Source organism: Pirellulaceae bacterium (genome assembly GCA_019636385.1).
GTDB lineage: Bacteria > Planctomycetota > Planctomycetia > Pirellulales > Pirellulaceae > Aureliella.
Window position 1 is genome coordinate 276,478 of record JAHBXT010000005.1, and the last position, 23,802, is coordinate 300,279.

The following is a 23,802-nucleotide window of genomic DNA, read 5'->3' on the forward strand; positions in this document are numbered from 1 at the left end:
GAGTTGTACCTTTGCACTGTGGGCACAGACGCATTCGGACAACCCAACTAGTCCATTCCCCGAGCCGTGTGGAACAACGTCTGATACCAAATCAGACGAGCGAAACAGAGTTACCCGCCACCAGTGAGATATCACCCCCGCGTCAGCTTGACGACCGGACTACATTACCTAGGCGAGCTACAATTCCCCGTGTTCCGCCAAATTTGTCAGTCAGCTTACTCCACTGACATCAACAAATTGACCACATTGCCGCGCCGCAGGCCTCATGCCAAACGGAGGGTGCGCACAAAAGTTACCGTCCGGGACTGCAAGTCACCAGGTAGTAGCCCTTGTTTCGCATTCAGCTAATTCTAACTACGCTAATGGTCCGGTCCAGTGTCCGCAGTGCATTGTTTGTAAACTTGCCATCAATGAAAGCGATTCGAGAATGCAGCGCGTGTTAACTTGTGAGTGTGGGAAAAAGATTGTCGTTACTTCCGCCCAGGCAGGCCGACAGGTCACCTGCGAGAGTTGCAATCGCCAGAACCATGTCCCCACGCTTCGGGGGTTGGCTCAGTTACCTGAAATCATTGTCGACGGCATCGATTCTGCCGCAAGTTTGTCGCCAAAAACAAACGCATCTCCATGGGGATGGCGTGGCCCAGTCTTTGCGATCCTGGCTTTGGTTTGGTTGATCTCCCTGACTATCGGTGGCTATTACCTGAAGAACTGGTGGCAAGTTGATACTTCCATTCGAGTACAGATGGGTGAAAAGACTTTTGTTATCAACTCGATCGAGTCAAACCTGGCGTTTCAATACGAACTGTTGGACCATGCTGGGGCCGATGAACTAAGCAAGTTGTGGGACGACTATTCCAACACCTACCTACGGCACCCCATTCCGCCTTATTACAAGCAATTGGCAGACTATTCGGCCTCCACACTCAGAAAAGTGGCAATTTCCTTGCTCGTAACGGCGATGCTGTCTTTGGCCATCGCCGGATTGTGGCTCAGTGCAAAACGTCACGTTCCAACCAACTAATCCATCGCTGTCGCGCGACTTGGCTTTCCGTATTGGCCGCTCAGTTGGTCAGTATGCGGCAATTCTGGCCTTGGCAAGTTTTCTTTGCCGGTTGCCGTTGGTTGCTGTTCCCGAACCGTTTGCACGTAGTTCTGGGGGCGGATTTTCCTGGTGCCATAGTTCCCCGATAGCGTTCCAGACTGCATAATCAGCCCCCAACACCACACCGCGTTTGGTTGGGTTGAATCAATTTCCACGGCTCAATGCAATTCCTGGCAATGCAATCGTTGTACACTCTCGATCCTCACAGCCTGACCGACCCTGAAATCCTGTGCATACGGGATCAGGCAATAGCGCAACTTCGGTGGGCCAGAGACTACACCATGGAGTTGGTGAGCAGGCTGCCGCATGAATCTTGGTATGTGATTCCTAGCGGACTCTCGACTCACATGGCGTGGCAAGTCGGACACTTGGCTGTCGCAGAATATGGATTGATGTTGTTTCGACAGCGAGGTCGTGCCGAAGGCGATGTGCAGTTAATGCCTGGCTGGCTGCGGAAGCAGTTTGGTCGTGGGTCGCAACCGGCCGTCTCCAGTGCCGATATGCCTACGCCCGAACAACTTCTGGAGCATCTGGGCGCGATCCATCGCCAAGCCATCCTTGAGGCATCGCAATTGACTGTAACGACGTTGCGCCAGCCATGCGACATTCCGTATTGTGTTTATCCAACAAAACTCGGTGCTCTGATGATGGCTCCAATCCACGAAGGCATCCACGCCGGTCAAATTGGCTTGGTCCGCCGAGGCCATGGTTTAGAATCTTTGCGTTAATAGGCCTAAGCTCATGCTGCGCACGATCAAATGGTTGATTTGGGGACTGTTAATTCTTTTAGCAGTGATCGTCAGTTTTCAGAATTTGACCCCAATCCAAGTTCGATTCCTGCTGGCCCAAGCTGAGTTGCCTCAGGCAGTTGTGCTGGCTTCGGCACTGGCCTTAGGATTTGTCATTGGGTTGCTGACCAGCGCATTGTGGCGCGTAAGAGCCTGGCGAGCCAAAGCCGCGCGGGAGAAACAGCATGCCAACAGTGACACGCAAACCTAAAATCCTGACGAGCCGTATCCTGCCGAGCTTGCAATGGACTTTGTAGCAATCGACTTCGAGACAGCCAATCGACATGCGGACAGTGCATGTCAGTTGGCAGCGGTCGTCGTACGGGACTCTCAAATCGTTGCCGAGCATTCGTGGCTGATTCGTCCCGCTGGCAACTATTTCTCGTCTTTCAACATTTCCGTGCACGGTATTCGCCCTGCTGACGTGATCGACAGCCCAACTATGGACCAGGTGTGGCCCGAGTTTTGGTCATTGGTAGCTGACCAGACTTTGGTCGCCCACAACGCTCGGTTTGACATCGGCGTGCTAGTCGCCAGCTTGGCTGCTTACGATATTGCTTGCCCTCAGCTTGAATACACCTGTACTCGACTGCTATCACAGATAGTCTGGCCAGGTCGCGAACGCTATGGCCTCAAGCCCCTCGGCCAATGGTTAGGCATCGAGTTCAAGCATCACGACGCACTGGAGGATGCTCGTTGCTGCGCGTCCATTATTCTGGCGATCCAAGACGCCTGCGGCGTTCCGAGTGGTCTGGCAGAACTGGAAGCAGGCTTGCGAGTCTCCCGCGGATGCTACCGGCACGGTCGCTTGGTCTCGCCACGCCGCTTGGATCGCAGCCGAAAAAAACAAAGCCAACTGCGGGCGTTGCAACCCAGTTGTGATCGTGCGGGTTTCCCTCAGCAACGTGCACTGGGCGGGGTGTGTGTAGATTCAATTCGACGCGCCTGCGACGAGCAACCGTTAGCGGGCAAGTTCATCGTCATGTTAGGGCCGCTGCGCGGACTAAATATGCAACAATCGGTTCAGTTAGTTACCGACCTGGGTGCCCAGGTTCAGCAGCAAATTGACGGCTCTACACATTATGTTGTGGCTTGTGGTGCCGCCATCTCGGAGGCTCAGCGCTACCTGGCAAATGCCTTACTCAGACTGGCGACACCTTCCGGCCAAAAGCACGATTCAGCGGCGATATTGCCTCCCGATCGAATTCGAGTATTGAGCGAGCGTCAGTTTCGGGCTCTTGTGCCCGGAGCAGCAGCAGATAGATGGTAGCTAAACAGCATCGCCCGATGCCTGCGGCCAATCGTGCGTGCGAGTGGATGATTCAGCAAAGGGCTCAGCATCCTGGCCGGGGTTCATCTTGGCCGTATGCCAGATCCTTTGAGTGCGGTTCAGCGCTCGGTGAGGCGACGCCTGTTCGCGCAGGAACTGGCGGAACATCCAGCGCGCCTGCTTGGTCTTCACCCGTGACAAATTCGCCACCGACTGTCTCGATGCTGATGTCGCCCGGTAAATTGATGATGACCTCGTTCTCCCATTGCGAACCTCGCAGATCCGCCAGGCTCGCCCAACGTGAGTTGTCGCCAAACAAAAATTCGCCGCTGATCGGGCAAAGTGGGTGCTCCGAGTCGGGAAAAAAGTGCGCTGTCGAAGTACTGGGCAGTAACCAAATCGCCTCGCATTCATCGCACATAGCGTACAGATGTCGAGCTTCGTTGCCTTTCTGGTAACAACGCACTCGGCACAATCCGTCACCGCAAATCGGGCATTCGCCGATATGAATCCAGGGTGCTGTAGTCGATTCGGACATCAACGTTCTCTCGTCACAAGTTGTAGACCCACAAAAAAACAGAAGATTTGGCGACTACCTCAGATCCAACTTCGCTCAAAATGGAAAGGCTGTAATAACAAAATCGCCATCCACTACCAACCTCAAGCGTCTGGAATCCGGATTGTTCTGGCGCTTGCCATCGCGGCCGCCGATATAACCCAACGGCTTCGCAAAGGTAACTTCGTACACGGTACGTCCAGCTTCCTCATGAGACCTTGTTCCCTTGGCACCCATACAGGCTCGTGTGTAAGCTTCATCCAGCCAGCGCAACACCTGCGGCAAGTCTCCGTAAAAAACCCCGTGCCGACCCGGACGATCCGGTTGATCCGCCAGGTGCTTTTCGAGGTGTTTTAGGCGATGTCCTTCCTCGCTGCCCCGAGTGTAACGCAGTCCCGCCGGAGAGACATATTCGTCGCGGCTTTTCTCTTGCAGCAGTCCGTGTAGCAGATGTGCAGATCCAGCCGATGGCTCGGATTTCTGCGTGCCAAGAGCCTTGCCGTGGTCGTTGAGTTGCAGGGCGGGCGGCAACCTAGGGTCAGAGGTGGTTGGTACGGATACTTGAGCATCAGTCTCCAAACCGCCCGGAGAACCAGATGGCTTGCCCACAGTTTCTTCGAATGTTTCGTTGGACGTGCCTTGCTGCTGTAAACTCAACAGGCTATTGAGTGACGGTAGATTGCAGCCGAACCTGCGGTTGGCCAGCGGCTGCAACCAACCGTAGGCAACCAGCGATACAACCAGCGTGGCCAACCATCTGGTGGATAGCTGAGTGAGATTTCGTTTGCTATTCATGGCCTGAGATACAAATGCGGGTCGTAGTATTTGGTTGCAGCCAAACGCCAATCAAGTGGGTTACTATTCAGCAACCAACTCGCCTGCGGCAATTGTTCCCAGGGCGGAGTAGGTTGCGGCAGATATGTTAGCGCTCATGAATTTTACATGACCATCGGTAAACACAAATTGCGCCCCACCGGAATGGCGACTGGAAAAACCAATTTCCTTATGATCGATGGTTACCGGCAAATCGTAACAGTTGATTTGCACGCCGGTTGACCCCAGAGCCTCCGAGGCCTCCATCAAGCCAGAGCCTGGTGTAGTCGAGTAGCCGATTCCGTCGCTACCAATGTACCAGTGATCGACAATTTGCTCGGCGCCGGTGGCGTCGGGGCCAAATTTGTCCGGTAAGAACAAGGCTTCGCCAATCGCCAGCGTCTGAGACGAGCCATCCCGAACATCGCGTAAATTGGTGCGACTACTGACGTACATCAATCCATTGCGTTTAGCGGCTCCAAGGTGGTGCGCGGGATCACCTGCGTCCAGGGTATCGGTACCGCTGGCTACAGCCAAGTAGTTGCAAGGTACTCGGCCGGCGATTCCCTGGATTTCCGTTGATGCTGGGGATCCGCTGCTGGGGCACTGGTAGATCGACAAAAACGTCGCGCAGGCATTGGCGTTTGGGGTTCCAGCAACCTCCCATCCAGCCGAAAAGTCAAGAGTGTCATACAAGGGCTTTCGTTCGAGATACGGCAACAAATGCGCACTCCAAAAAGCCCGGCTGGGATAAGTAATTCCCGACGGAAAACTAGCGAACGTGTCATGATAGCTGTGCAGCGCTAGTCCCATTTGCCGCAAGTGATTGGAACATTGCACGCGCCGCCCTGCCTCACGGGCAGCTTGGACCGCAGGGAGCAACAGTGCGATCAACGCACCAATAATTGCGATAACCACCAACAGCTCAACCAGCGTGAAACCGCTTTGATTCGACTTTTGACTGTCCATACAAATTAAACTCGATTAGCGTTGGCGACAGGCTAAATCGTGACAACGGTCTTACCCGAAGTATCGGTGCGTTTTAAGTGTGCTGTCTGACAGAGCAGTTCGATATCGCGCTGCAGATTCTGCTGAAAAATTCCTAAGTCCGAGCTATAAATCAATAGGTTCGCGCCCAGTGCCAGCATCTGCGCTTGCTGCTGAACGCTTCCCCAAAAGTGGATGCCAGCCCCCACGCCTGCTGCGCGTGCCTTCTTGAAAATAAATTCGCAGGCATCCAGAAACCGTGGATGGTCGTACTGTTCGGGTATCTCCAGGCTACACGTCAGGTCATGAGGCCCGACCAAAACAGCGTCAATTCCTTCAACGCGTAAGATTTGGTCCAGCGATTCCAGAGCGGGAACGCTCTCGATATTCAAGACCAGTAGGCGCTGCCGAGCTTGAGCGTCCAGATAGTCTTGCAGTATCGGATCGACAGGCAACCCCGCCGACATGCGTTCGAGTTTATGGCCTTTGATCGGACGCAATTTAACCGCATTGGACAACGTTCGAGCCTGCTCGACCTGCTCAATATACGGAGCGATGACACCTGCCGCGCCGCCGTCTAATACCATGCTGGCCGCATGGGGATCAGGCGACGCAATGCGCACCAATGGCGGCAAGCTCAACGCACTGTAGGCCTGGCACATCCAGCTCAATTGATGTCGATCCAGGGCAATATGTTCGGTATCGATGAACACAAAGTCCAAGCCGCATGCGCTGACCGCCTGCGGCCAGCGCGGTGAAGGTGAAATAATCAGTGTGCCCAGGACTGTTTCGCCCAGGCGAATCTTGTCGCGAAGTTCAGTCGGATTCATCGAATTCCCACCTGGATGGCCATTTGCAGCGTCTCATTTTAAGCCGAACAACCGGGCAATGCAAAAACATGGGAAGTCGCCTTAAATCGGCCTGCAATTGCAAAAGGGTTGGGCCACCCTAGAATTGCCGGTTTAATTTCGAACATGCTACTGCGGTCAGCGCTGTCAGCTAGAAGGTTAACCTGATGTCAAAACTGGCCTTGATTGTAGGTGCATCCAGTGGCGTAGGGGAGGCGACCGCCCGTGAGTTGGCCGTGCGTGGCTATCGGGTGGTACTGTCAGCGCGCTGCCGGGACAGGCTGGCCGAACTGGTCAGCCAGATCGGTTCGGCAGCCGATTGCTGCGCCTGTGATGCGGCCAGCGCAGCGGGCGTTCAGTCGCTAGCCGACTTTGTGCGCCAGCGACATGGCCTTCCCGACGTGATTGTCAATTGCGCTGGACTGGGGCAATGGAAACGCATTGAAGACACCTCGCCCGCAGAGGCGCACACCATGATTGGAGCACCATATTTGGCCGCCTTTAATGTTTCTCAGGCTTTCATGCGCGACATGCTACAGCGGGGCAGTGGCCTGTTGATACACGTTAATTCGCCGGCCTGCTATATGCCTTGGCCGTCATCGGTTGGATATTCGGCAGCGCGTTTTGCATTACGAGGTCTACACGAAGCGCTCAGTCAAGACTTGGCAGGAACCGGAGTCCACAGTTGCCATGTTGTGTTTGGCAGAATTGACAGCCAGTATTTCGATAACAATCCGGGAGTCCTCCAGCGGATGCCCAAGATTTCGGTGCTAATCCGGACGTTGTCGTCCGCAGAATGTGCCAAGATTATTGCCAACTTGGCTGAGAGGCCCCGCCGCCAAGTCGTCTATCCGTTTATGTTGCGACTGTTTTACTGGTCATCTCTAACCTTGCCCTGGTTGACGCGCTGGCTGTTACGAGCCACTGCGCCCAAGCCATAACCGGCGGAATTTCGTACCATGATGAGTCTGTCGCTGCTGCATTTTGCGAACGTCTTGTATTTGCTGTCGTATTCGGTACGCGACATCTTGTGGTTGCGGCTGTTGACGATCGTGGCCATGCTGTTGCTGGGAGGGTACTATCTGGCAACGCAGCAAATGGCACCGGTCTTATGGCAGTCAGCCTTTCTGGCCATCAATCTGTTTCACGTTGGTTTGTTGCTTCACGAACGCCGACCAATAGAACTCACCGAACAAGAGCGGCGACTGCATCAAACCGCGCTCAAACCATTAACGGCTTTACAAGTGCGTCGGCTGAATTCACATTGGCTATGGTGCCAGGACTCGGCTGGTGCAGTGATTCTGCCCGAAGGCGTGCACAACGACGGTCTGCGGCTGTTGGTGGAAGGCCAGGCCAATGTGAGCGTGGCCGGAAAGACCATTGCGACCTTGAATGCTTACCAGTTCTTCGGCGAAATGAGTTTTCTTACGAACAATGTAACCACTGCGACAATCATCGCCACGACGCCAGTACGCTACGCGCTACTAAGCGAGCAGGTGCTCCAAGAACTTACCAAACGCGACGCCGATTTTCGTACCGCTCTGCAATCCGCCATTGGCAACGATCTCGTTCGCAAGCTGCTCAATGAACGCCTTGAATCATGAAGCTTGCACATCCGACCAGCCTGGTGCGAATGACAATTCCTGTATAGCGCTGTAGTTGAGCTTGAAATCAATGGCTGCTTGCATTGCTGCCTATGCACTACGAGTCGAACTGGCGGAAGATGAGTGAAGCGTTGGTGCCTCCGAAGCCAAAGGAATTAGAGAGCACAGTGCGCAGCGGGCGAGGCTGAGCGGTGTGCGGCACGAGGTTAATGGCGGTCTCGCGTTCCGGGCGGTCGAGGTTGATCGTGGGCGGCACGATTTGATCGCGCAAGGCCAGGATGCAAAAGATGGCTTCAACCGCTCCGGCAGCTCCCAACAAGTGACCCGTGACCGATTTGGTAGACGACATGGCTATACGCGAGGCGGCTGTACCCATCACGCGCTCAACCGCAGTCAGTTCGATCATATCGGCCATGGTCGATGTGCCGTGCGCGTTGATGTAGTCGATGTCGCTTGGCTGCAGACCAGCGCTGCGCAAGGCCGCGCTCATGCAGCGATACGCTCCGTCACCGTCTTCGGAGGGCGCAGTAATATGATAGGCGTCGCCCGACATGCCGTAACCAACGAACTCGGCATAGATTTTCGCGCCGCGGGCTTGCGCGTGTTCCAGTGATTCCAATACGACCACGCCGGCACCTTCCCCCAGAACAAATCCATCGCGATCGGTGTCAAACGGTCGCGATGCGCGTTGCGGCTTTTCGTTGTAGGCGGTGGATAGACTGCGGCAGGCGGCAAAGCCAGCCACAGTCAATCGGCACAAGGGGCTTTCTGTACCCCCGGCCACCATCAAATCTGCATCGCCCAGCATAATCAATCGAGCCGCATCGCCAATTGCATGGGCTCCCGTCGAACACGCGGTCACCACCGAGTGGTTTGGTCCCTTGAGTCCAAAGCGAATCGAAATATGGCCCGATGCCAAGTTGATTAGGCGACCGGGAATGAAAAAGGGGCTCACGCGCCGCGGGCCACGCTCGTGCAGCGTTAACGTCGTTTCGGCGATTCCCTTGAGGCCACCAATGCCAGAGCCAATCAGCGTGCCGGATCGACATTGTTGTTCGTACGTTTCAGGCCGCCAGCCGGCATCATCCATTGCCTGCTGGGCAGCGGCGATGGCGTAAATGATAAAGTCATCTACCTTGCGCTGTTCTTTGGGCTCCATCCAGTGGTCGGCGTTGAAGGTGCCGTTGGTGCCATCGCCACGCGGTACGTGGCTGGCGATCTTGACCGGCATATCTTCCACGTCGAATTCAGTGATTGGTGCTACCGCACTCCGGCCTGCCAGCACGCCCTGCCAACTCTGCTCGAAGCCACAGGCGACCGGCGAAACCATGCCCAGACCTGTTACAACCACACGCCTCATCAATCACTCCGCCGTTGTCGTATTCTAAGATGTCCAATCCTACGTTTGGCAGCGGCTACCCGTCGTCCTGACCACTACCAGTAGCACCAATTGCCGTCATTGTTTTTGGGGCAGCATCCGAAATGTAACTGCCGTTGCCAGACGGTGGATCACAAGCAAGACCAGCGTCTGGCGACGATAGCTACGGTGTATTGTCAATTGCCGCTCGCCTTGCAGCCATTCGGTGCAGGCTCAATGTAAGTTTTTTTGACGGTGGCGTCAGCCCCAGTTCCCAATGCTAGCAAGTATGGAATACACTTGTGGCCTTGACGCACCCAAGGACCCGTGGACCTTCCAACATCGGGCTCAATGACGTGACCTCAAGCCTCCGCCCTTCACCGCGTGTCTGCCGACATCTGTCGGTTTGTAGTCCGCCGCAGATAGTTCCGTATCACTATGGAAGATAGTCCAGACAAATCTACAACAGTTCGCACGGCCAATACGCGACTTGGCCTACGATTGTTCTTGTTCTACGGCGTGATCTATTTGGCCTTTGCGTTGGTCAATGCCTTTGCTCCGCATTGGGTTGAATGGCAGCCTGCCGGTGGAGTGAACTTGGCTATTTGGTGGGGCATGGGACTGATCGGCTTGGCCTTTGCGCTGGCGCTGGTCTATGAACAGTTGTGTCGCAGCGAAGTTGACCATCAAGCCGCTGAGGAGGACCGCGAGTGAATACCTCCCCTTCTGGATTGGCGGTCACCATTTTTGTGTGTTTCTTGGCCTTCACGTTGGGGCTCAGTTTTTATCTGGGACGCAAGGCGAAAGATTCTAGCGGGTACTTTGCGGCCCACGGACAGATTCCGTGGTTTGTCAATGGAGTGGCCTTTGCAGGCGATTATCTGTCAGCCGCTTCATTTCTGGGCATCTGTGGCATGATCGCCTTTTATGGCTACGACGGTTTCTTGTACTCGATTGGCTATTTGGCAGGCTGGATTGTGGCGCTGTTAGTAATCGCCGAGCCTCTCAAACGCCTGGGCAAGTTCACGTTCGCGGATGCACTGAATGCAAGATTTCAATCCAAAGGCATTCAATTGGCCGCTGGAATTAGCACGTTAGCCGTTAGCGTGTTTTATTTAATTCCACAAATGGTGGGGGCTGGTGTGCTAGTACAGCCATTGCTCGGTTTTCCGCATTGGGTGGGGGTAGTGCTGGTAGGCGCTGTGGTAATTCTGATTGTGGTCACCGCCGGAATGGTATCTACCACCTGGGTTCAGTTTATCAAAGGCGCATTACTAATCGTCTTCTCGTGTGTGCTGACCGTGATGATTTTGCAGCGAGGCTTAGTGGTTCGTAGCGGCGGAACGGACGGCTATCAGTTTACGGCGATTTCACTGGGCGCTGTTGACATTAACAACCAACACGAAGTGGCAGACAAAGTTCAACAGTCAGGTTATCGCTGCCATGACGACATGCTTGCACGCGCATGGCGACAGCACGGCTTCTGGCTGGTTACACCCCCCGAATCGACATCGAGCATGTTATGTAGGCTGGCTTCAAGTTCCCGCGGTACATGCCTCATGGAATGTCAGTCCCAACCGTCGATCCATAGTTTTCTCGACTCTACACCGCCCTCTGAGGCCGACCGTCGATCGACACCTGGTACCTCGCTCCGACCAGTCGGTTACGTTAGCCGACTGCCGCATGAACAAACGCAGACTGGCTCTCTGGGACCATGGGAATATCTGCAGACGATCAGTGGTAGCGAAGTGGTTTTGTGGAGCAAAACGACACTGCAAGATTTGAATGGCAAGAGTATCGAAGTTTTCTTTCCCAAGCCAACCTCTGGTGCCCAGATCACTCGACCGGGCGAGCATCCGATGTTTGCTGGTATCCGTCAACCGGGGCTGTGGCCTAAGTTAAATTTCTTGTCGCTAATGGCCGCGTTGTTCTGCGGTACGGCCTCGCTTCCGCATATTTTGATTCGTTACTATACGGTCAAAGATGGCGCTGCGGCCCGAAAGAGCACCATTGTGGGCATTGGTACAATCGGTGCGTTTTACATCCTGACACTGTTCATGGGGTTGGGTGCCATGACCAGCGGCGCGCTGGATGTGACCAACGAGAATATGTCCGCACCGCTCTTGGCTCGTAGCATCAGCGAATGGCTGTTTGCAGTCATCTCTGCAATTGCCTTCACCACCGTGCTCGGCACGGTTAGTGGCTTGATTTTGGCTTCGGCCGGCGCGGTCAGTCACGACTTGTTGAAGACCGCCATGGGGGTAAGCATGAACGATCGCCAACAAGTCCGCATCGCTAAAATTGCATCGGTGGTGGTTGGCATTGTCGCAATTGCATTGGGGATTCTATTTGGCACGATGAATGTTACCTATCTGGTTGGCTGGGCATTCAGTGTCGCTGCGTCGGCGAATCTGCCGGCACTGGTGATGTTGTTGTTCTGGAGACGCACCTCCAAGCAGGGCGTGATCGCCGCCGTGTTAGTCGGCATGACCAGCTCGTTGGGCTGGATTCTGTTGAGTGCCGATACGTTTGACAAAGTCTACCACGCCGCGCGGCCAGCGTGGATTGTCAGCTTGATTCCATTCAGCCAACCCGGCATCGTTACCATCCCTCTGGCGTTCGCAACGCTGATCGTAGTGTCGCTGCTAACGTCGCCACGAGCGGGCCGCTTGCCGTTGTAGCCCGCGTTGGGCGACCCTACTTACGGAGCGCAGGCCTCCAGCTAACAACACAAGCCACCAGCAACCGCCTGGTGAGAATGTGTGTAATTTGCGGAATCCATCGGCGCAATGCGGCGAGATTGACGTACAATAGGGCAGTTCCCATTTAGAGTTTGGGTGACTTGGGTTTCATCAGGTCGCCGGGCCGTTGCCGGCTGAGTTTATTGATCCAGCTAGCGTTGCCCAGGCGGTTAAACGTGCATCCGTAAGACGACACATGCGTATAGGTACAGTAGTCAAAGTATTGCCTGAAAAGAAAGTTGGCTTCATTCGTTCGGATGATTTGTCCGAGGATGTTTTTTTTCATTTTTCCAAGGTCGAGAAGGTTGGAACTCGTCCACTGGAGGATGGTGACGAAGTGGAATATGAAATCGACGAATTGCATCGCCTTCAGAAAATCCGCTTGCAGGCTACTCGAGTGCGTCGATCGGTACGGCCGCTGTCGATGAAGCTCAAGCCCAGCGATGCGCCTGGTCTGCGGGCCCAACACCATCCCAAAGCTCGTAAGAAACGACCCGCCTGGCGTGGCAAGTCAAAGTCCGACGACACGCAGTAATATACGGCGGTCAGTCAACACAAAAAGACTGCTACACCAGAGGCGACAGTTACAGGATGTCCGGGTACTTGAGGGCGCGCGTTCCCCAAAAGGCAATTCAGTTTTCCGGTTGCTGGCTGACTGGCGCGGACTGAATGAGCTGAGCGGTTTGGGCGACTAGGTCGTCTTGCAAGAATTTTTGCAGCATGTCGCGGGTCGCTTTGAACATGCGGTCGATGGGGGCTCGCACAGTGCCCGACAGACTGTCTCCTGATCGCTCTAAGATATCTCGCTGAATACGGCTGAGCTGATCGTTCATTTGATTGAAGTCGCCAAGGTCACGCAAGCGATTGAGGTTCTCAGATGCGCGCTCAAGCTGACCATTCTGCACATCCAGCTTGACGCGCGCCGCCAATAGATTGCGCTGCCCGACCAAATCCAGAATCTGACCTTGGAACCCACCCACGATTGCTTCGGCCTGCACCCTCAGCGCATCATCGGGTAGTTCAACATGCTCCACCGCCTTCAGCCCAGGCACTATAGGCAGTCTGGCCACCACTTGATTGCCATTCTTGACATACACCTGAACAATCGGGGTATTGAGCTGAATTAAAGCGCTGCTGTCGATAGGCACATCGATGTTGGTCAAATTGGGTGGAGCAAAAGGCGGCGGCTCGAGTCCGGCTGCCTTAGCATGCTGGACCGACTGTTGGTGAAGTTCATGAGCTTCTTGAATAGCATCGTCGCGCAACTTGCGCAGCGTCGTCATGCGCTGTTCATGCAATTCATGAGGCAGAATTCTGACAGGCGAATCGGGGCTTGGCACGTTCATTCGACCTCGCCAATCGCTGCGGCCCAGTTGACTCAATTGCCCCGACAATGGATCTTGGCCGAAAACAAAGCACCCCGACAGTTGCTTTTGAGGCTGTCCGCGCGCGACGAACTGCAATTCGCTGCTGGTCGCCTGCGGGCGAACTCGCAGCAACCACCGCGTTGTCCTGGGATTCTGTCGACCTCTTAACCCTGGCCCACCTGAGTAGGTATACACGTTGGCACGCATGTGAATACCGTCGGACTGAGTCACAGCGGCAAAGGTAAAATCGAGCGTCTGCAACAGGGTGGCGTTGCCGTTGCGATCGTCGCGCCGAATGATGGGTTGCAATACGTCGCCAACGCGAATTCGTGCGGGATGCACAGCATTTTCGTCGTCAGTAATCAAGCCGCCGGCGCGGTGCCGAAGTACAGCTACATTGTCTTCTGCTTGTTCGACGCGGGCCACGGGGGCGAACGCCGATTGTACTGCGAGTGCCGAGATGCGCGCCGCCTGCCACCAATTGTCAGAGGTGAATGTGATCGTTGGCCCCCAGTGACGCATCGCACTATCCAGCTCGCGGACTTGAACTTGATAACCCTGGTCGCCTGGCTGTACCACCAGGAAGAATATCTTGTCACAACGATTGACGATCACATCAGTCTGCCAGGACAATAGAGTAGGCAACTGTCGCAAGCTTTCCGCATTCGTTGTTAGACTGCGCGGCACCAGCGCCGCAGCAAGTGAACCATCCGCCACGGATCGAGCAATTGTCAAATCGCTTTCGCGAGTTGCGTTCAATTTGTTCAGCACGCGCCCGGTTGGCGAGTCGGGATCGGGGGGATCGCGTTCGGCCTGGTGTTGCAGCAGACGCTGTGAAACTTCTGAAATCGCAATCGTGGGTAGCTCGGCAGCTGCCGTCAAGCTCTTGATCGACTGAGTGTCGGCATGTGTTGTGGATACAACTAATGAATACTCGTGTCGCTGCAGGTCTTCTAGAGTCATATACTCCAAGTGCCGGACTGCTTCCCAATACAGGACATCGGGAATAGCGTCGATTTGTAAACGCCAAGTTGCCTGATAGGCTCGCTGCAGGTCCAACTCCAGTTGACCAAGCCAATGCGACCGGGCCGCCTCTGGCAAATTCACATCTGGGTGAACTGCGTACCATATACGAACTTGATAGGGAGCGTATTCCCAAACTTTTGTTTCTGTTGGATCCGAGGCAGCTTGGGCCGCCCTGGCCAAGGACCAACCATTCCAGCAGCCACACAGCCAAATGGCCAGCAACAGGTAGCCAACCCAGACACGCGATGGATAGCTCCAACAGCTTAACAATCGTACAGTCGCAGCAGCGAAAGTTGGCAAGTACATTTCTCCCTACTGCGCGGCAAGAGTGTCGGGCTGGAGTCGCCAGCGGTCGACGTCTTGATAAAGGGAAACGGGACGATCGCTGATGCCTTGTACGCTACTGCGCACCACCAAGCGATCGGTAATTTGCCACAAGGGCAGCAGAGGCAAATGGTAGGCAATCACCTGATGCAATTCTTGCAACGATGTTCGCACTTCGCGCCAATTTCTAGCGTCGCGGACTCGCTCCAGCGACTGAACTAGCAGAGGGTGATTGCTGGCAGTTAGTCCGTCGCCGGCCAGCAATCGCTGGATGTCCACAACCGGTTCCCACATGGCAGCCATAACATACAGCAGATCGCAATCCACAATTGACTGTTGCGAAACCCCTTCTGAAAGTACACGCATCTCGGCGGGCACTCCCACGATGGCCCACTGTTGGATCATGGCCTCAACAGCTACGCGCGCTAATTCGTAGTCCGGGCAGCCCACTACCAACGTTTCCAAGTTGGGCTGAGGCTGGCCCGCTTTAAGCGCACGTTTTTCCAATTCTTGGCGGGTAATGCTAACCAACAGCTTGGCCAACAGGGGATTATATGCAACCGCAGGCACCTGTTCGTTGTACGCATAAGCCAAGGGTTCGGTGTCACGTTGACCCACGGCGAATGGGCCGCTCAGGAGTCGACCTTCCGCAGGATTGGTGCTGCCCAATAACTCGCTGTGTAAAATTTCTTGGCGATTGGTGGCATACAACAGCGCTCGACGAAATTTCTCGCTCGCCAAGTAAGCATGGTTTGAAATAGGAATCAACATATGCGACGTCGGCAAGGCGTAGGGTATTACCTTAACGTTACGCAGGGCAGCCAACCGTCGAGCATCTGCTGGAAAGACTTGATCAAGAACGTCAATCTGCCCTCGAATTAGGTCGTTGATGGCTTGTTGAGCATTCGAGTAGTGTATTTCGATGATTTCCACGGGCCTGCCGGCCGACTGTTCCAGGGATCTCCCGACAAAATATGCACTCTGCTCTTGGTTAATCGGCACTTGAAATAAACCGGCCAATTGGGCTCCCAGTTCGGTGTCTTCTGACAGTGGCCATTGCAGAAGTGAGTGAGGCAGCACATGCGGTCGTCGCAATTGAATGACCAACTGACTCTCGTTTCCCAGAGCTACAGTTTCACAAACTGATGCCCAGTTCGCATCGTATTGCTCGTCTTCGGGGTTGGCTCGCGCAATCAGAGTTTGAAACAGTTCAAGCCGAGTACGACTGCTGGAAGTTCGGGGGTCGAACTGCAAAATCAATTGTCGCTGATCATCGCTGATACGGAATTTGCCCAGCCCAAAACTATACACTCCACCTTCGTTGCCAATTTGCTGGAACTGAAACAGTGCACGTTGGACCAATCGACCGCTACGGCGCGCCGACCAATCAGTCAAACTGCTGACGTCCAACTGGCGGCTGGGTTGCATTACACCGACTCGCACCAGTGGGTATCGCTGGTGAAGTTCTCGCTGCAATTCCCGACCACCCGTGAAGGTCGGCAGGATACTGAGGCTATCAGAGATGGCTTGATAGGCCTGACGAAATCGTCCGGCAGCAAACGCTTCACTGGCTTCGACTTGTTTGGCACTGGCGAGCTGGCTGAGACGCTCGTTCCAGCGTTTAACCGAATCAATATCTCCGTGTTTCTTCTGTAGTCGGGCCAGTAGTTGCCGTGCCGATTCCAGATCGCCGACGCGCTCCAATTCAGTTAACATGGATGTTGCTACGGTGTTCAGTGCACGACCCACCGCTTCCTGTCGAAAACCGGGTGCCGTCTCCTTTAGCTCTTCCAATGTAGACAAGGTCTGAGCGTACTGTTTGGAGCTGAAGCTAATCGTCAAGCTGTTAAACAAGAATTCGCGCCGCAATTCCAACAATCGAGGCATCGACGGATAGTTTTTCATCAGAAAACTAAGATTTTGAAAAGCACCAATCAAATTCTTGTCGGACATCTGGCGCTGAGCTTCCTGCAGAACCAAGTCTTCGTACAAGTCGATGCGATCGATCCATTTCCAAGCTATCTGATAGAGCCGTTCGGGAAACTTTTTTAGGACCACCTGAAGTCGGTCGCTGGGATCCGGCGAACTGGGAACGCGTCTCTCGGCAAATGGCAACGGAAACACGCCGAACGTGCCTCCACCGGCCTCTGATTTCAGATGAATCAGGTCAAACGGCTGTTGGTCGATTAGCGGTATATCTTGGCCGGTCGGATCCAAGGTTGACGCGGAGTCCTCCTGCGCCTGCGCAGTCTGAACGGTAAGAAGGACCACCAGCCAAGCCATCATCGGCCAGCACAGATAGCGCCGCGCTGCCATACGATAGCCAGCCGCGCTTTTGCCCCATGACGAAGCCTTAGCCTTGGCGGTAAAGAACTCAGAGGTGATGCGCTCTATCACTGCGAACCTCCGCCAAGTAAGTGCTGCGTCGGGACGGGCACCACCCATACAACTCCGTCGTCTCCGCCCACCAGAATCCGCTTCTGCAAGATCAGTGGCGGCGTATTCAGCGGTTGACCGACACTCGTGCTACCAAGAACTTGACCGCTAGCCGCGTCCACAACCCAGATTTGACCTTGTCGGCAAGACATGACATAAAGTTCGCCTGTTTCAACGGGTGGTCCCGCCAGCCGATGACTCAGCTCGGACAACTCCCACACAAGTTCTGCCGCCTGGTTAAATGCAATCAAGCCGCGATCGGTTTGCAGCACACAACCCCGGGAAGTGCTGTATGGCCCCGAGATCAATCCTCCGTGGATTGGTTGTTGCTGTTTGACTTGTAGGCTGTTGGCATCCAGCACAACTGCCTCATCGCCGACATCGGCTACACGCACACCCAATAATTGATCCTTGACCACCGCCAGCGGGCCGCGCCACGGGCGATCGAGGGGCTGTTCTGAGAGGGAACGGAGTGAATCACCCGCGGAGACGCGATGAACGCTGCCGGTTCGCATGGGTACTATCAGGGATTGTGTTTCGGACACAAAGGTCGGTGCGATCCACTCGACTTTTGTTCCTGGCTCAATAGGAGTGGGTTGAAAAGCATCCCCCGACAATTGGCCGTTCATAGAATCCAGTTGAACTAATTGACCGTTGTCCAATCCCACGACGACCCGCTGATCAGTGACCACCAGCGGGCTGGCAGGTTGCGCCGAGCCAAGTGCCAATGGAATGGGGCTGATCGGCGGATTGCTGCTGGCATTATAGACCACCAATTCCCGTGGATTGGACTGATTCAGCATTAGCGATCGACCTGCCGTAGGCCAAACAGGGGCCGTTAGTCGCCTCCTGATGAGACTGTCACTCAAGCTGGAGTCGGCCTGACTACGCACCCCCTTGCTAGGCGCTAGCACGTAGTAGTTGCCGCTGCCGAGCACAACGTCGATGCGATCGCCCGGCGCTCGATGGACCAGAGTCACAGGACTGCCAACTTCCACTTCCCATAGCGGCTCTCCATCTTCAGCCATCGAGGCAGAAATCATCAGGCCGTCGCTGCCCGATGGGCGCCGCGCATGAAATAAGTACTTGTCCCAGAGTTGCAGCGACGCAGCGAATTGGTCGCCTTCGTAACGACTCCATTTACGATTCAATTTTTCTTGAGAAACAACCAAGTCCAGCCGGGCCAACCGCTTTTCCGCAAGCCACACTTGATTGCGACCAAAGGCCACGCCAAAGTTCTGAGGCCAATCCAGGTTCTTGGGAACGCGTGCCACAACCGTCACGGGTCGCGCCGTGGCTGATGGATCAACCTCTAGAATCAGGGTATTGCCCAAATCGCTTTGCACTAAAGCCTGACGCCGATCGGCTAGAGCAGGGACCAGCACGTTGCCATCAACAGCCACGGCCGGCTGTGCCTGTTGCAACCCTTGGTCTGTTATTGACAAAATTCGAATGCGTGCCGATTCATTATTGATATTTTCGCAGGCCAGTAGATTACCCAACACCACGACCGGGGCCACGCGAATTGCTCCCTCGCGATGACCTAGATAATAAACCTGGTGGCAATCTCCCTGCCGTCGATCCAGTACATAGATGTTGCTATGGCCGGCGGGTTGGTAGAGGAATTGCCCAGACTGGTAAATGCCCGGTCCCACCTCCAACGATTGAGGCAACTGTTTGGCCCATTTGGTTTGCCCACCGACGGCATCCAAACACAGCACCGCCCCCGACTGCGTGGACGCGAATACTTCACCATTGGATACTGCCGGTTGCGTTACTGGTTCGCCGAATTGTACGGTCCAACGACTGACTCCCGTGTCCCCGGCCAAGCGTGAAATTCGCCCCGCCGACGACTGGCATATCAACACATCGCTACCTGGATCTTCCGACAAGCGGATGGGTTGCCAATCGTTTTCCAAACCAACGTACCTTCGCCACAGAACGTTGCCTTGTTGCGCGTCGACTCCATAAACGGAGCCTTTGACATTGAAATAAACGCGTGCTCCTTCAAGCTCCGAAACCACTCTGCCCTGCGCGTGTGCAAAAACGAATGCTTTGGGTGCATCCGCCCCAGGAAGTTCGGTGACCAACTGTGCCTGAACCGTACTATTGTGCACTCTGTCGCGCTGCAGGGCCGATGCACTGAGGACCCGCTGTTTAATTTCCTCGTGCGATTCCAATTGAGGATAACGTGCAATCAGCTGCTTACGGACTTCGTGCGCCTCATCGATCCGACTAGCCTGCAAATGCTCATCAATTTTGGAAAGCGCCAGTGCAAGTTCATCATCGCGCTGAATTTCTCGCTGTATCCGCAAGCGGCTTTCCTCAATGCGTTGCAAGGTCGGGGCCAACTGAGTGCGCTGCGTTGCACCGACCAGTTGCGGGTCTTGGATAAAATTCATTAGTTTATCCATGTCGGCCATCAGTGCGCGACGCTCGCTGCCCTGAGGCGTGGCGTCGATGCGGGCTGTGAATTTTTCGGCCAGCGTAATCATCGCCCCTGCCAAATCGGACTGTTGCTCACGCAAGGCTGATTCGGCAGGCAACGGCGGTAGCACGCTCTCAGCGGTTTTCAGGGCCACTTGCGGATTGGCCGCGCCTTCAACGTCTTTGCGTAGCAGCGACAGTGCTTGCCGGACTTTAGCGTACGAAGCGCTGGCATGCGCTGGCCAATTCTGTGCGAAATCCCGATACATGCTGGCTGACGTTTCGTAGCTCCGCTGCTCGTAAGCGGTATCCGCACGCTGCAAGGCGTCAGTCGCGTTGCCCCGCAACATCCAGGTAATCAAAAAGAATCCCGCCACGCCCACCAGCGATAGCAGCAATGCTACGCCCACAATACGAAACGAATCCCAAGGGTTTTTCTGAGAGCTGGAGCGTACCGGTTTGATGAATTTGCTGGGTTTAGCCAAGCCACCTTCGTGATCGGCTGCTGCTGGCTTCTTGGCTTTGTTGACTGAGCTTGTGGCCCGCTTCTCGGATAGCGAAGCGTATTGTGCAGCAGCTTCTGAGCCGGAAGTTGTTGGCGGTCCGGAACTGCTGTCCGTAGCGCCGGAGGGTTGGGCAGCTTGATTGGTCAAACCCGACAGTCTGGCCCGCGTGGCGGCAGAAGATTCCAGGTTGCCTTGCCCCTGGTCAACGGATTGGACTTCGTCGGTTTCGTCCAGACTGTCAACGACGATTTGCGCAATGCCTGATTCGGGTACTAGCCCCAATTCTTCTGCGTAGGATTTTGAATCTGCACTGAGCGGCTTAGCTTCGGCCACCAAGCGCGTCGCTTGAAACTTGGTCAAGTGCCCATGCTCGACCAGTAAGCGTGCGATCAACTCCGGTGTCAGTCGCGCACTGCTTTGAGCGACCTGATCGCGAAGTTCGGTCAGCACATCGTCAGGCAACAGCTGCCTGCCTGACAAAAGGTTCAGAAATTGTTCGGTAGTGGAACGCATAACGCTGTGGTTGTCGCAAGTAAGTACTACGGATCAGTGCGCGATCGATGGCCATGCCGGGATCGAAATGTTTACCATCAAGTCAGTCAAATTGCTCGACCGTCAGAACCTGAAAATTTTCAAACTGTGCTTCACGGCCCGCATCCAATGCGGCAATCACTGCGGCGTGAATGCAGTTTTCATGTGCTTCGATAATCAACTTGCTGGCTTGAGCACCAGGAGCCGCGGAGCCATGCGCCCGATTCAAAACGACAATTAAATCTTGCTTGCTGCTGGCGGCAGTGTCCACGCTCCCATACACCACGTTGTAGGCATTGAATTCATCAACTTGTACGCGCACCGAATCTTGGTCGTCATCAACCTGGGGTTGTGAATTCAGGCTAGCTTGCTGCTCGCGTTCGGCAGGTCGTTGAATACTTTTTTGCACAACGAACGAGGCGGTAATCATGAAAAAAATCAGCAGCAAGAAAGTGACGTCCACCATTGGCGTCATATCCATTTCCGCTGCGTCCCCTGTCTGAGGCCGCGAAAAACTGACCTTGGCTGCGGCCAACTCGTGCTCGCTGCGTTCGTCCAGCGATTGTTCCAGTCCCCCAGACTGTAAGAATCGCTCCAAGTCCAGTGGCTGTGTGGACTGCAATGCGACGGGCTGTCGCCCACCAAGTTTGCCCAGAATCTGCTTTAATTTGTCTTCAAAAATGCGCTGCTGCGCGCGTTGGGAGCGCAGGGTCTCCACCGCCTCCTGCGTTGGCACTTGCAACGGTACAGCGCATTGCGGGCAGCGCACTTCACGCCCCAAAACGCGCTGGTGAATCGCGTTTGTGGCACCGCACTCCGGACAACGAATCTTGATAGTCACCAATCAACCCGCCTGCACAAATAAGGGCTCTAACCTTGTTCAATTACCGCAATGTGAATCATTTCGCCCTCGGGAAGTGATTCTGCAATCGCGCGACTCACGCGACCGATTTCGCCATGGCGTACGGATCCTTCGGCCCGGATGATGACATGTTTCTTGCCAGAGTCTAAGCCACCAGCAACATACTCGGCGATTTCCGACTGTTGCTGCTCCAAATCAGCCGAAAATTGCGTGCCATCCAACTGCAATACTTCGGCTTGTTCGCCAGTTCCGCGGCGCATCAGAATGATTACGGATTCCTTGGCAGCCACTACGCCACCGTGTCGGGCGGCAGGCAAATCCACAGTTGCCTCGCCGGTCATTTGCGACGAAACCAAAAAGAAAATCAACAGCAGAAAAACGATATCGATCATCGGTGTGATATCGATTTCATTATCTAGCTCGACGGCGCGGGGGCGCCAGAAGTCGGTATCGACTTCGATCTCCTGGTCGGCAGTGGGTGTTGATTCCGCCATACAAGCCTCATTCACGGCGACCGCCCGCTCGGCGAACAGTCATCTAGGTAGTGACGATTACGCCGAACGATCAAGTCCCAGCCGTTTCAGTCCCACCCGAAACGCCTCCAGGAAGCGCGTCACACCAGCGCCAACCAATTCCTCCATGTGCCGCAAGCGATTGTTGACTGCATTGAGCGCCATGACCAACGGGATCGCGATGGAAAGGCCGATTGCCGTGGTATACAGCGCGACATTGATGTCCTTGGCTAGCTTCGTGGGCTCGACACTTTGCGCAGACGCCAATGTCGCAAAGGCTCCAATCATGCCCACCACCGTTCCCAGAAGTCCTAACATAGGCGCGGTCTTGATGACGGTGGTAACCCAGCTGATGTGTTTTTCCAAATCAGCCAGTACATCTCGCTGAAATCGCTCGGTCAGAAAGTGCTTGACCTTGGCGTACCCCAATTCCTTGTTCTGCAATCCCAGCGATACCAGCATGGGGACGGCGCGAGCATCTTCGGCACACGTCTGTTGGACTGCGTCAAAGTTCCCTGTCAGCAAATCCGCTTCAATGGAGTCCAGAAAGGCATCTTGCTGATCCTCGGATTTGAACCATTTCTGACCAACGCGAGTCCACACCATCACGCAACAGAATGCTCCGAACAGTGCTACTCCAGCCAAGGCAAGGTAAATCACTAAACCGATCCAATCAAATATAGTCTGTGGCATGAATTACGCTTTACTCTTAAGCTACTCAATATTTCGCCCGCGTTTTCATCCGCGACGCGAAGCTAATTGTAACGTCGATGACTGCTAGGGACGAGGACTTCGGTACAGTTGTTGAGACACAACAAACTCGAATCCATCGCCGGATGGCTGCGACTGAAAAATAGTTTTGGCGACTTCACGAACGGTCTTTCGTCCGTTGTTGGATGCATGGGCCAATTCAACTTGTGCGAGTTTGTCTTCCAGTTCCTTGGGAATGAATTTTAGGAGTTGCCGATTGGTGGTACTGATACCGGCTTGCGTTAGCAGCTGTTGGTCAAACTGCTTGAGCGGCCCCTCGCTACGCCACATGAAGTACAGACGCTGCCGCTGATTCTCTTCTTGGCTTGTGCCCGATCGCTTCAGTGAATTGCCCGAAAGGCGACTGGCGTAATCCACTTGGCTGTTTCCGCCTCCGATACACGCCAGCTCAATCTGGTAAAAATCCAACTGCACAGCGTAGTCTTTGAGATTCTTGGCCTGAAACTTGAGCTCCCAGCGTTCGTACCTGGGTACAACATCATCGCCTTCACCCAGCGGTCCCGGTGGACGAGAATCACCGCGTCCAGCACCAGCTACTGTCGACACCGCGTTGGAATCTAAGGATTCAATCGACGCCTGAACGGTAGTAGCAGTATCGGTCACTGCTTCCAGCGTTTCTTCGAGAGTTGGTTCGTTCAGCACCTCGACCTCTTCGGCTCCGGGAGGCTGAATGTCGCGTTCAAATCCAGCCGCGTGATCGCCGCGTCCTGCAACCTGCTCCTGTTCGATCACAATATTACCGCTGGTCCAGGTCAGCGTCTGTGTCAGCCAGTAGACGAACAACAACATTACCAGCGCGCCAAATACAATCAACAACGCCATTAGCGCACTGGCCACCGAGTCGACTCGTTGTGCTTGCAAGCTATTCTTTCCGGGGTGCCGCGAAGTCTGGCTCATCGTATGCTGCAGGGCTGAATCGGGAGAACGTATGCTAAGGGAATCGTGCGATATTGAGTGACAACCGAGAACAGGAG

21 protein-coding genes are annotated in these 23,802 nt (G+C 54.8%); 9 read left to right on the top strand and 12 right to left on the bottom strand.

Annotated elements, in window-relative coordinates:
* Nucleotides 1-436: 436 nt before the first annotated feature.
* The 4 genes from KF752_18750 to KF752_18765 all read left to right on the top strand — a co-directional run bounded on the left by KF752_18750 (nucleotide 437) and on the right by KF752_18765 (nucleotide 3,160).
* A complete protein-coding gene (locus tag KF752_18750) occupies nucleotides 437-1,021 on the top strand; it encodes a hypothetical protein (protein MBX3423601.1) in 585 nt (194 codons plus the stop codon).
* A gap of 257 nt (nucleotides 1,022-1,278) precedes the next feature.
* Nucleotides 1,279-1,830 carry a DinB family protein gene (locus tag KF752_18755; protein MBX3423602.1) on the top strand — a complete coding sequence of 184 codons (552 nt, stop codon included), beginning with the start codon at nucleotides 1,279-1,281 and terminating at the stop codon, nucleotides 1,828-1,830.
* A 13-nt stretch (nucleotides 1,831-1,843) separates the two neighbouring features.
* Nucleotides 1,844-2,101 (top strand): LapA family protein, encoded by a 258-nt coding sequence (locus KF752_18760; protein ID MBX3423603.1) that lies wholly within the window; start codon nucleotides 1,844-1,846, stop codon nucleotides 2,099-2,101.
* A gap of 33 nt (nucleotides 2,102-2,134) precedes the next feature.
* Nucleotides 2,135-3,160, top strand: coding sequence for a 3'-5' exoribonuclease (locus KF752_18765; GenBank protein MBX3423604.1), 1,026 nt, complete (start codon nucleotides 2,135-2,137; stop codon nucleotides 3,158-3,160).
* A gap of 64 nt (nucleotides 3,161-3,224) precedes the next feature.
* Here the strand turns inward: KF752_18765 and KF752_18770 are convergent, their stop codons facing one another.
* The 4 genes from KF752_18770 to KF752_18785 form a co-directional block, all read right to left on the bottom strand.
* The gene (locus KF752_18770; protein ID MBX3423605.1) at nucleotides 3,225-3,698 is read right to left on the bottom strand and encodes a hypothetical protein; all 474 of its coding nucleotides are present in this window, start codon (nucleotides 3,696-3,698) and stop codon (nucleotides 3,225-3,227) included.
* Nucleotides 3,699-3,773: 75 nt separating this feature from the next.
* Nucleotides 3,774-4,511, bottom strand: coding sequence for a hypothetical protein (locus tag KF752_18775; protein ID MBX3423606.1), 738 nt, complete (start codon nucleotides 4,509-4,511; stop codon nucleotides 3,774-3,776).
* 63 nt (nucleotides 4,512-4,574) lie between these two features.
* Nucleotides 4,575-5,498: a DUF1559 domain-containing protein gene (locus tag KF752_18780; GenBank protein MBX3423607.1), complete on the bottom strand. Its 924-nt coding sequence runs from the start codon at nucleotides 5,496-5,498 to the stop codon at nucleotides 4,575-4,577.
* Nucleotides 5,499-5,530: 32 nt separating this feature from the next.
* A complete protein-coding gene (locus KF752_18785; protein MBX3423608.1) occupies nucleotides 5,531-6,346 on the bottom strand; it encodes an aldolase in 816 nt (271 codons plus the stop codon).
* A 185-nt stretch (nucleotides 6,347-6,531) separates the two neighbouring features.
* Between KF752_18785 and KF752_18790 the strand changes: the two genes are divergently transcribed.
* Together KF752_18790 and KF752_18795 are read left to right on the top strand one after the other, a co-directional pair.
* Complete coding sequence (locus KF752_18790) at nucleotides 6,532-7,305, top strand: SDR family oxidoreductase (GenBank protein ID MBX3423609.1); 774 nt, start codon at nucleotides 6,532-6,534, stop codon at nucleotides 7,303-7,305.
* Nucleotides 7,306-7,323: 18 nt separating this feature from the next.
* Nucleotides 7,324-7,968 (top strand): cyclic nucleotide-binding domain-containing protein, encoded by a 645-nt coding sequence (locus KF752_18795; GenBank protein ID MBX3423610.1) that lies wholly within the window; start codon nucleotides 7,324-7,326, stop codon nucleotides 7,966-7,968.
* 97 nt (nucleotides 7,969-8,065) lie between these two features.
* Here KF752_18795 and fabF read toward each other — a convergent pair whose 3' ends face one another.
* Nucleotides 8,066-9,331: a beta-ketoacyl-ACP synthase II gene (gene fabF / locus KF752_18800; GenBank protein ID MBX3423611.1), complete on the bottom strand. Its 1,266-nt coding sequence runs from the start codon at nucleotides 9,329-9,331 to the stop codon at nucleotides 8,066-8,068.
* Nucleotides 9,332-9,763: 432 nt separating this feature from the next.
* Between fabF and KF752_18805 the strand changes: the two genes are divergently transcribed.
* From KF752_18805 to KF752_18815, 3 genes are all read left to right on the top strand, one after another.
* Nucleotides 9,764-10,039, top strand: coding sequence for a DUF485 domain-containing protein (locus KF752_18805; protein MBX3423612.1), 276 nt, complete (start codon nucleotides 9,764-9,766; stop codon nucleotides 10,037-10,039).
* Nucleotides 10,036-12,006 (top strand): cation acetate symporter, encoded by a 1,971-nt coding sequence (locus KF752_18810; GenBank protein ID MBX3423613.1) that lies wholly within the window; start codon nucleotides 10,036-10,038, stop codon nucleotides 12,004-12,006. The genes KF752_18805 and KF752_18810 overlap by 4 nt, the downstream gene beginning before the upstream one ends.
* A gap of 256 nt (nucleotides 12,007-12,262) precedes the next feature.
* A complete protein-coding gene (locus tag KF752_18815) occupies nucleotides 12,263-12,601 on the top strand; it encodes a cold shock domain-containing protein (GenBank protein MBX3423614.1) in 339 nt (112 codons plus the stop codon).
* 97 nt (nucleotides 12,602-12,698) lie between these two features.
* Here the strand turns inward: KF752_18815 and KF752_18820 are convergent, their stop codons facing one another.
* From KF752_18820 to KF752_18850, 7 genes are all read right to left on the bottom strand, one after another.
* Nucleotides 12,699-14,759 carry a hypothetical protein gene (locus tag KF752_18820; protein ID MBX3423615.1) on the bottom strand — a complete coding sequence of 687 codons (2,061 nt, stop codon included), beginning with the start codon at nucleotides 14,757-14,759 and terminating at the stop codon, nucleotides 12,699-12,701.
* Between the two features lie 12 nt (nucleotides 14,760-14,771).
* Complete coding sequence (locus KF752_18825; GenBank protein MBX3423616.1) at nucleotides 14,772-17,180, bottom strand: hypothetical protein; 2,409 nt, start codon at nucleotides 17,178-17,180, stop codon at nucleotides 14,772-14,774.
* Nucleotides 17,177-20,665 (bottom strand): PQQ-binding-like beta-propeller repeat protein, encoded by a 3,489-nt coding sequence (locus KF752_18830; GenBank protein ID MBX3423617.1) that lies wholly within the window; start codon nucleotides 20,663-20,665, stop codon nucleotides 17,177-17,179. Before KF752_18830 ends, KF752_18825 begins: the two co-directional genes overlap by 4 nt.
* 82 nt (nucleotides 20,666-20,747) lie before the next feature.
* Nucleotides 20,748-21,524 (bottom strand): biopolymer transporter ExbD, encoded by a 777-nt coding sequence (locus tag KF752_18835; protein ID MBX3423618.1) that lies wholly within the window; start codon nucleotides 21,522-21,524, stop codon nucleotides 20,748-20,750.
* Nucleotides 21,525-21,553: 29 nt separating this feature from the next.
* On the bottom strand, nucleotides 21,554-22,039 hold the full coding sequence (locus KF752_18840; GenBank protein ID MBX3423619.1) for a biopolymer transporter ExbD: 486 nt from the start codon (nucleotides 22,037-22,039) through the stop codon (nucleotides 21,554-21,556).
* A 57-nt stretch (nucleotides 22,040-22,096) separates the two neighbouring features.
* The gene (locus tag KF752_18845) at nucleotides 22,097-22,750 is read right to left on the bottom strand and encodes a MotA/TolQ/ExbB proton channel family protein (GenBank protein MBX3423620.1); all 654 of its coding nucleotides are present in this window, start codon (nucleotides 22,748-22,750) and stop codon (nucleotides 22,097-22,099) included.
* 84 nt (nucleotides 22,751-22,834) lie between these two features.
* The gene (locus tag KF752_18850) at nucleotides 22,835-23,725 is read right to left on the bottom strand and encodes a hypothetical protein (protein ID MBX3423621.1); all 891 of its coding nucleotides are present in this window, start codon (nucleotides 23,723-23,725) and stop codon (nucleotides 22,835-22,837) included.
* Between the last annotated feature and the right edge of the window lie 77 nt (nucleotides 23,726-23,802).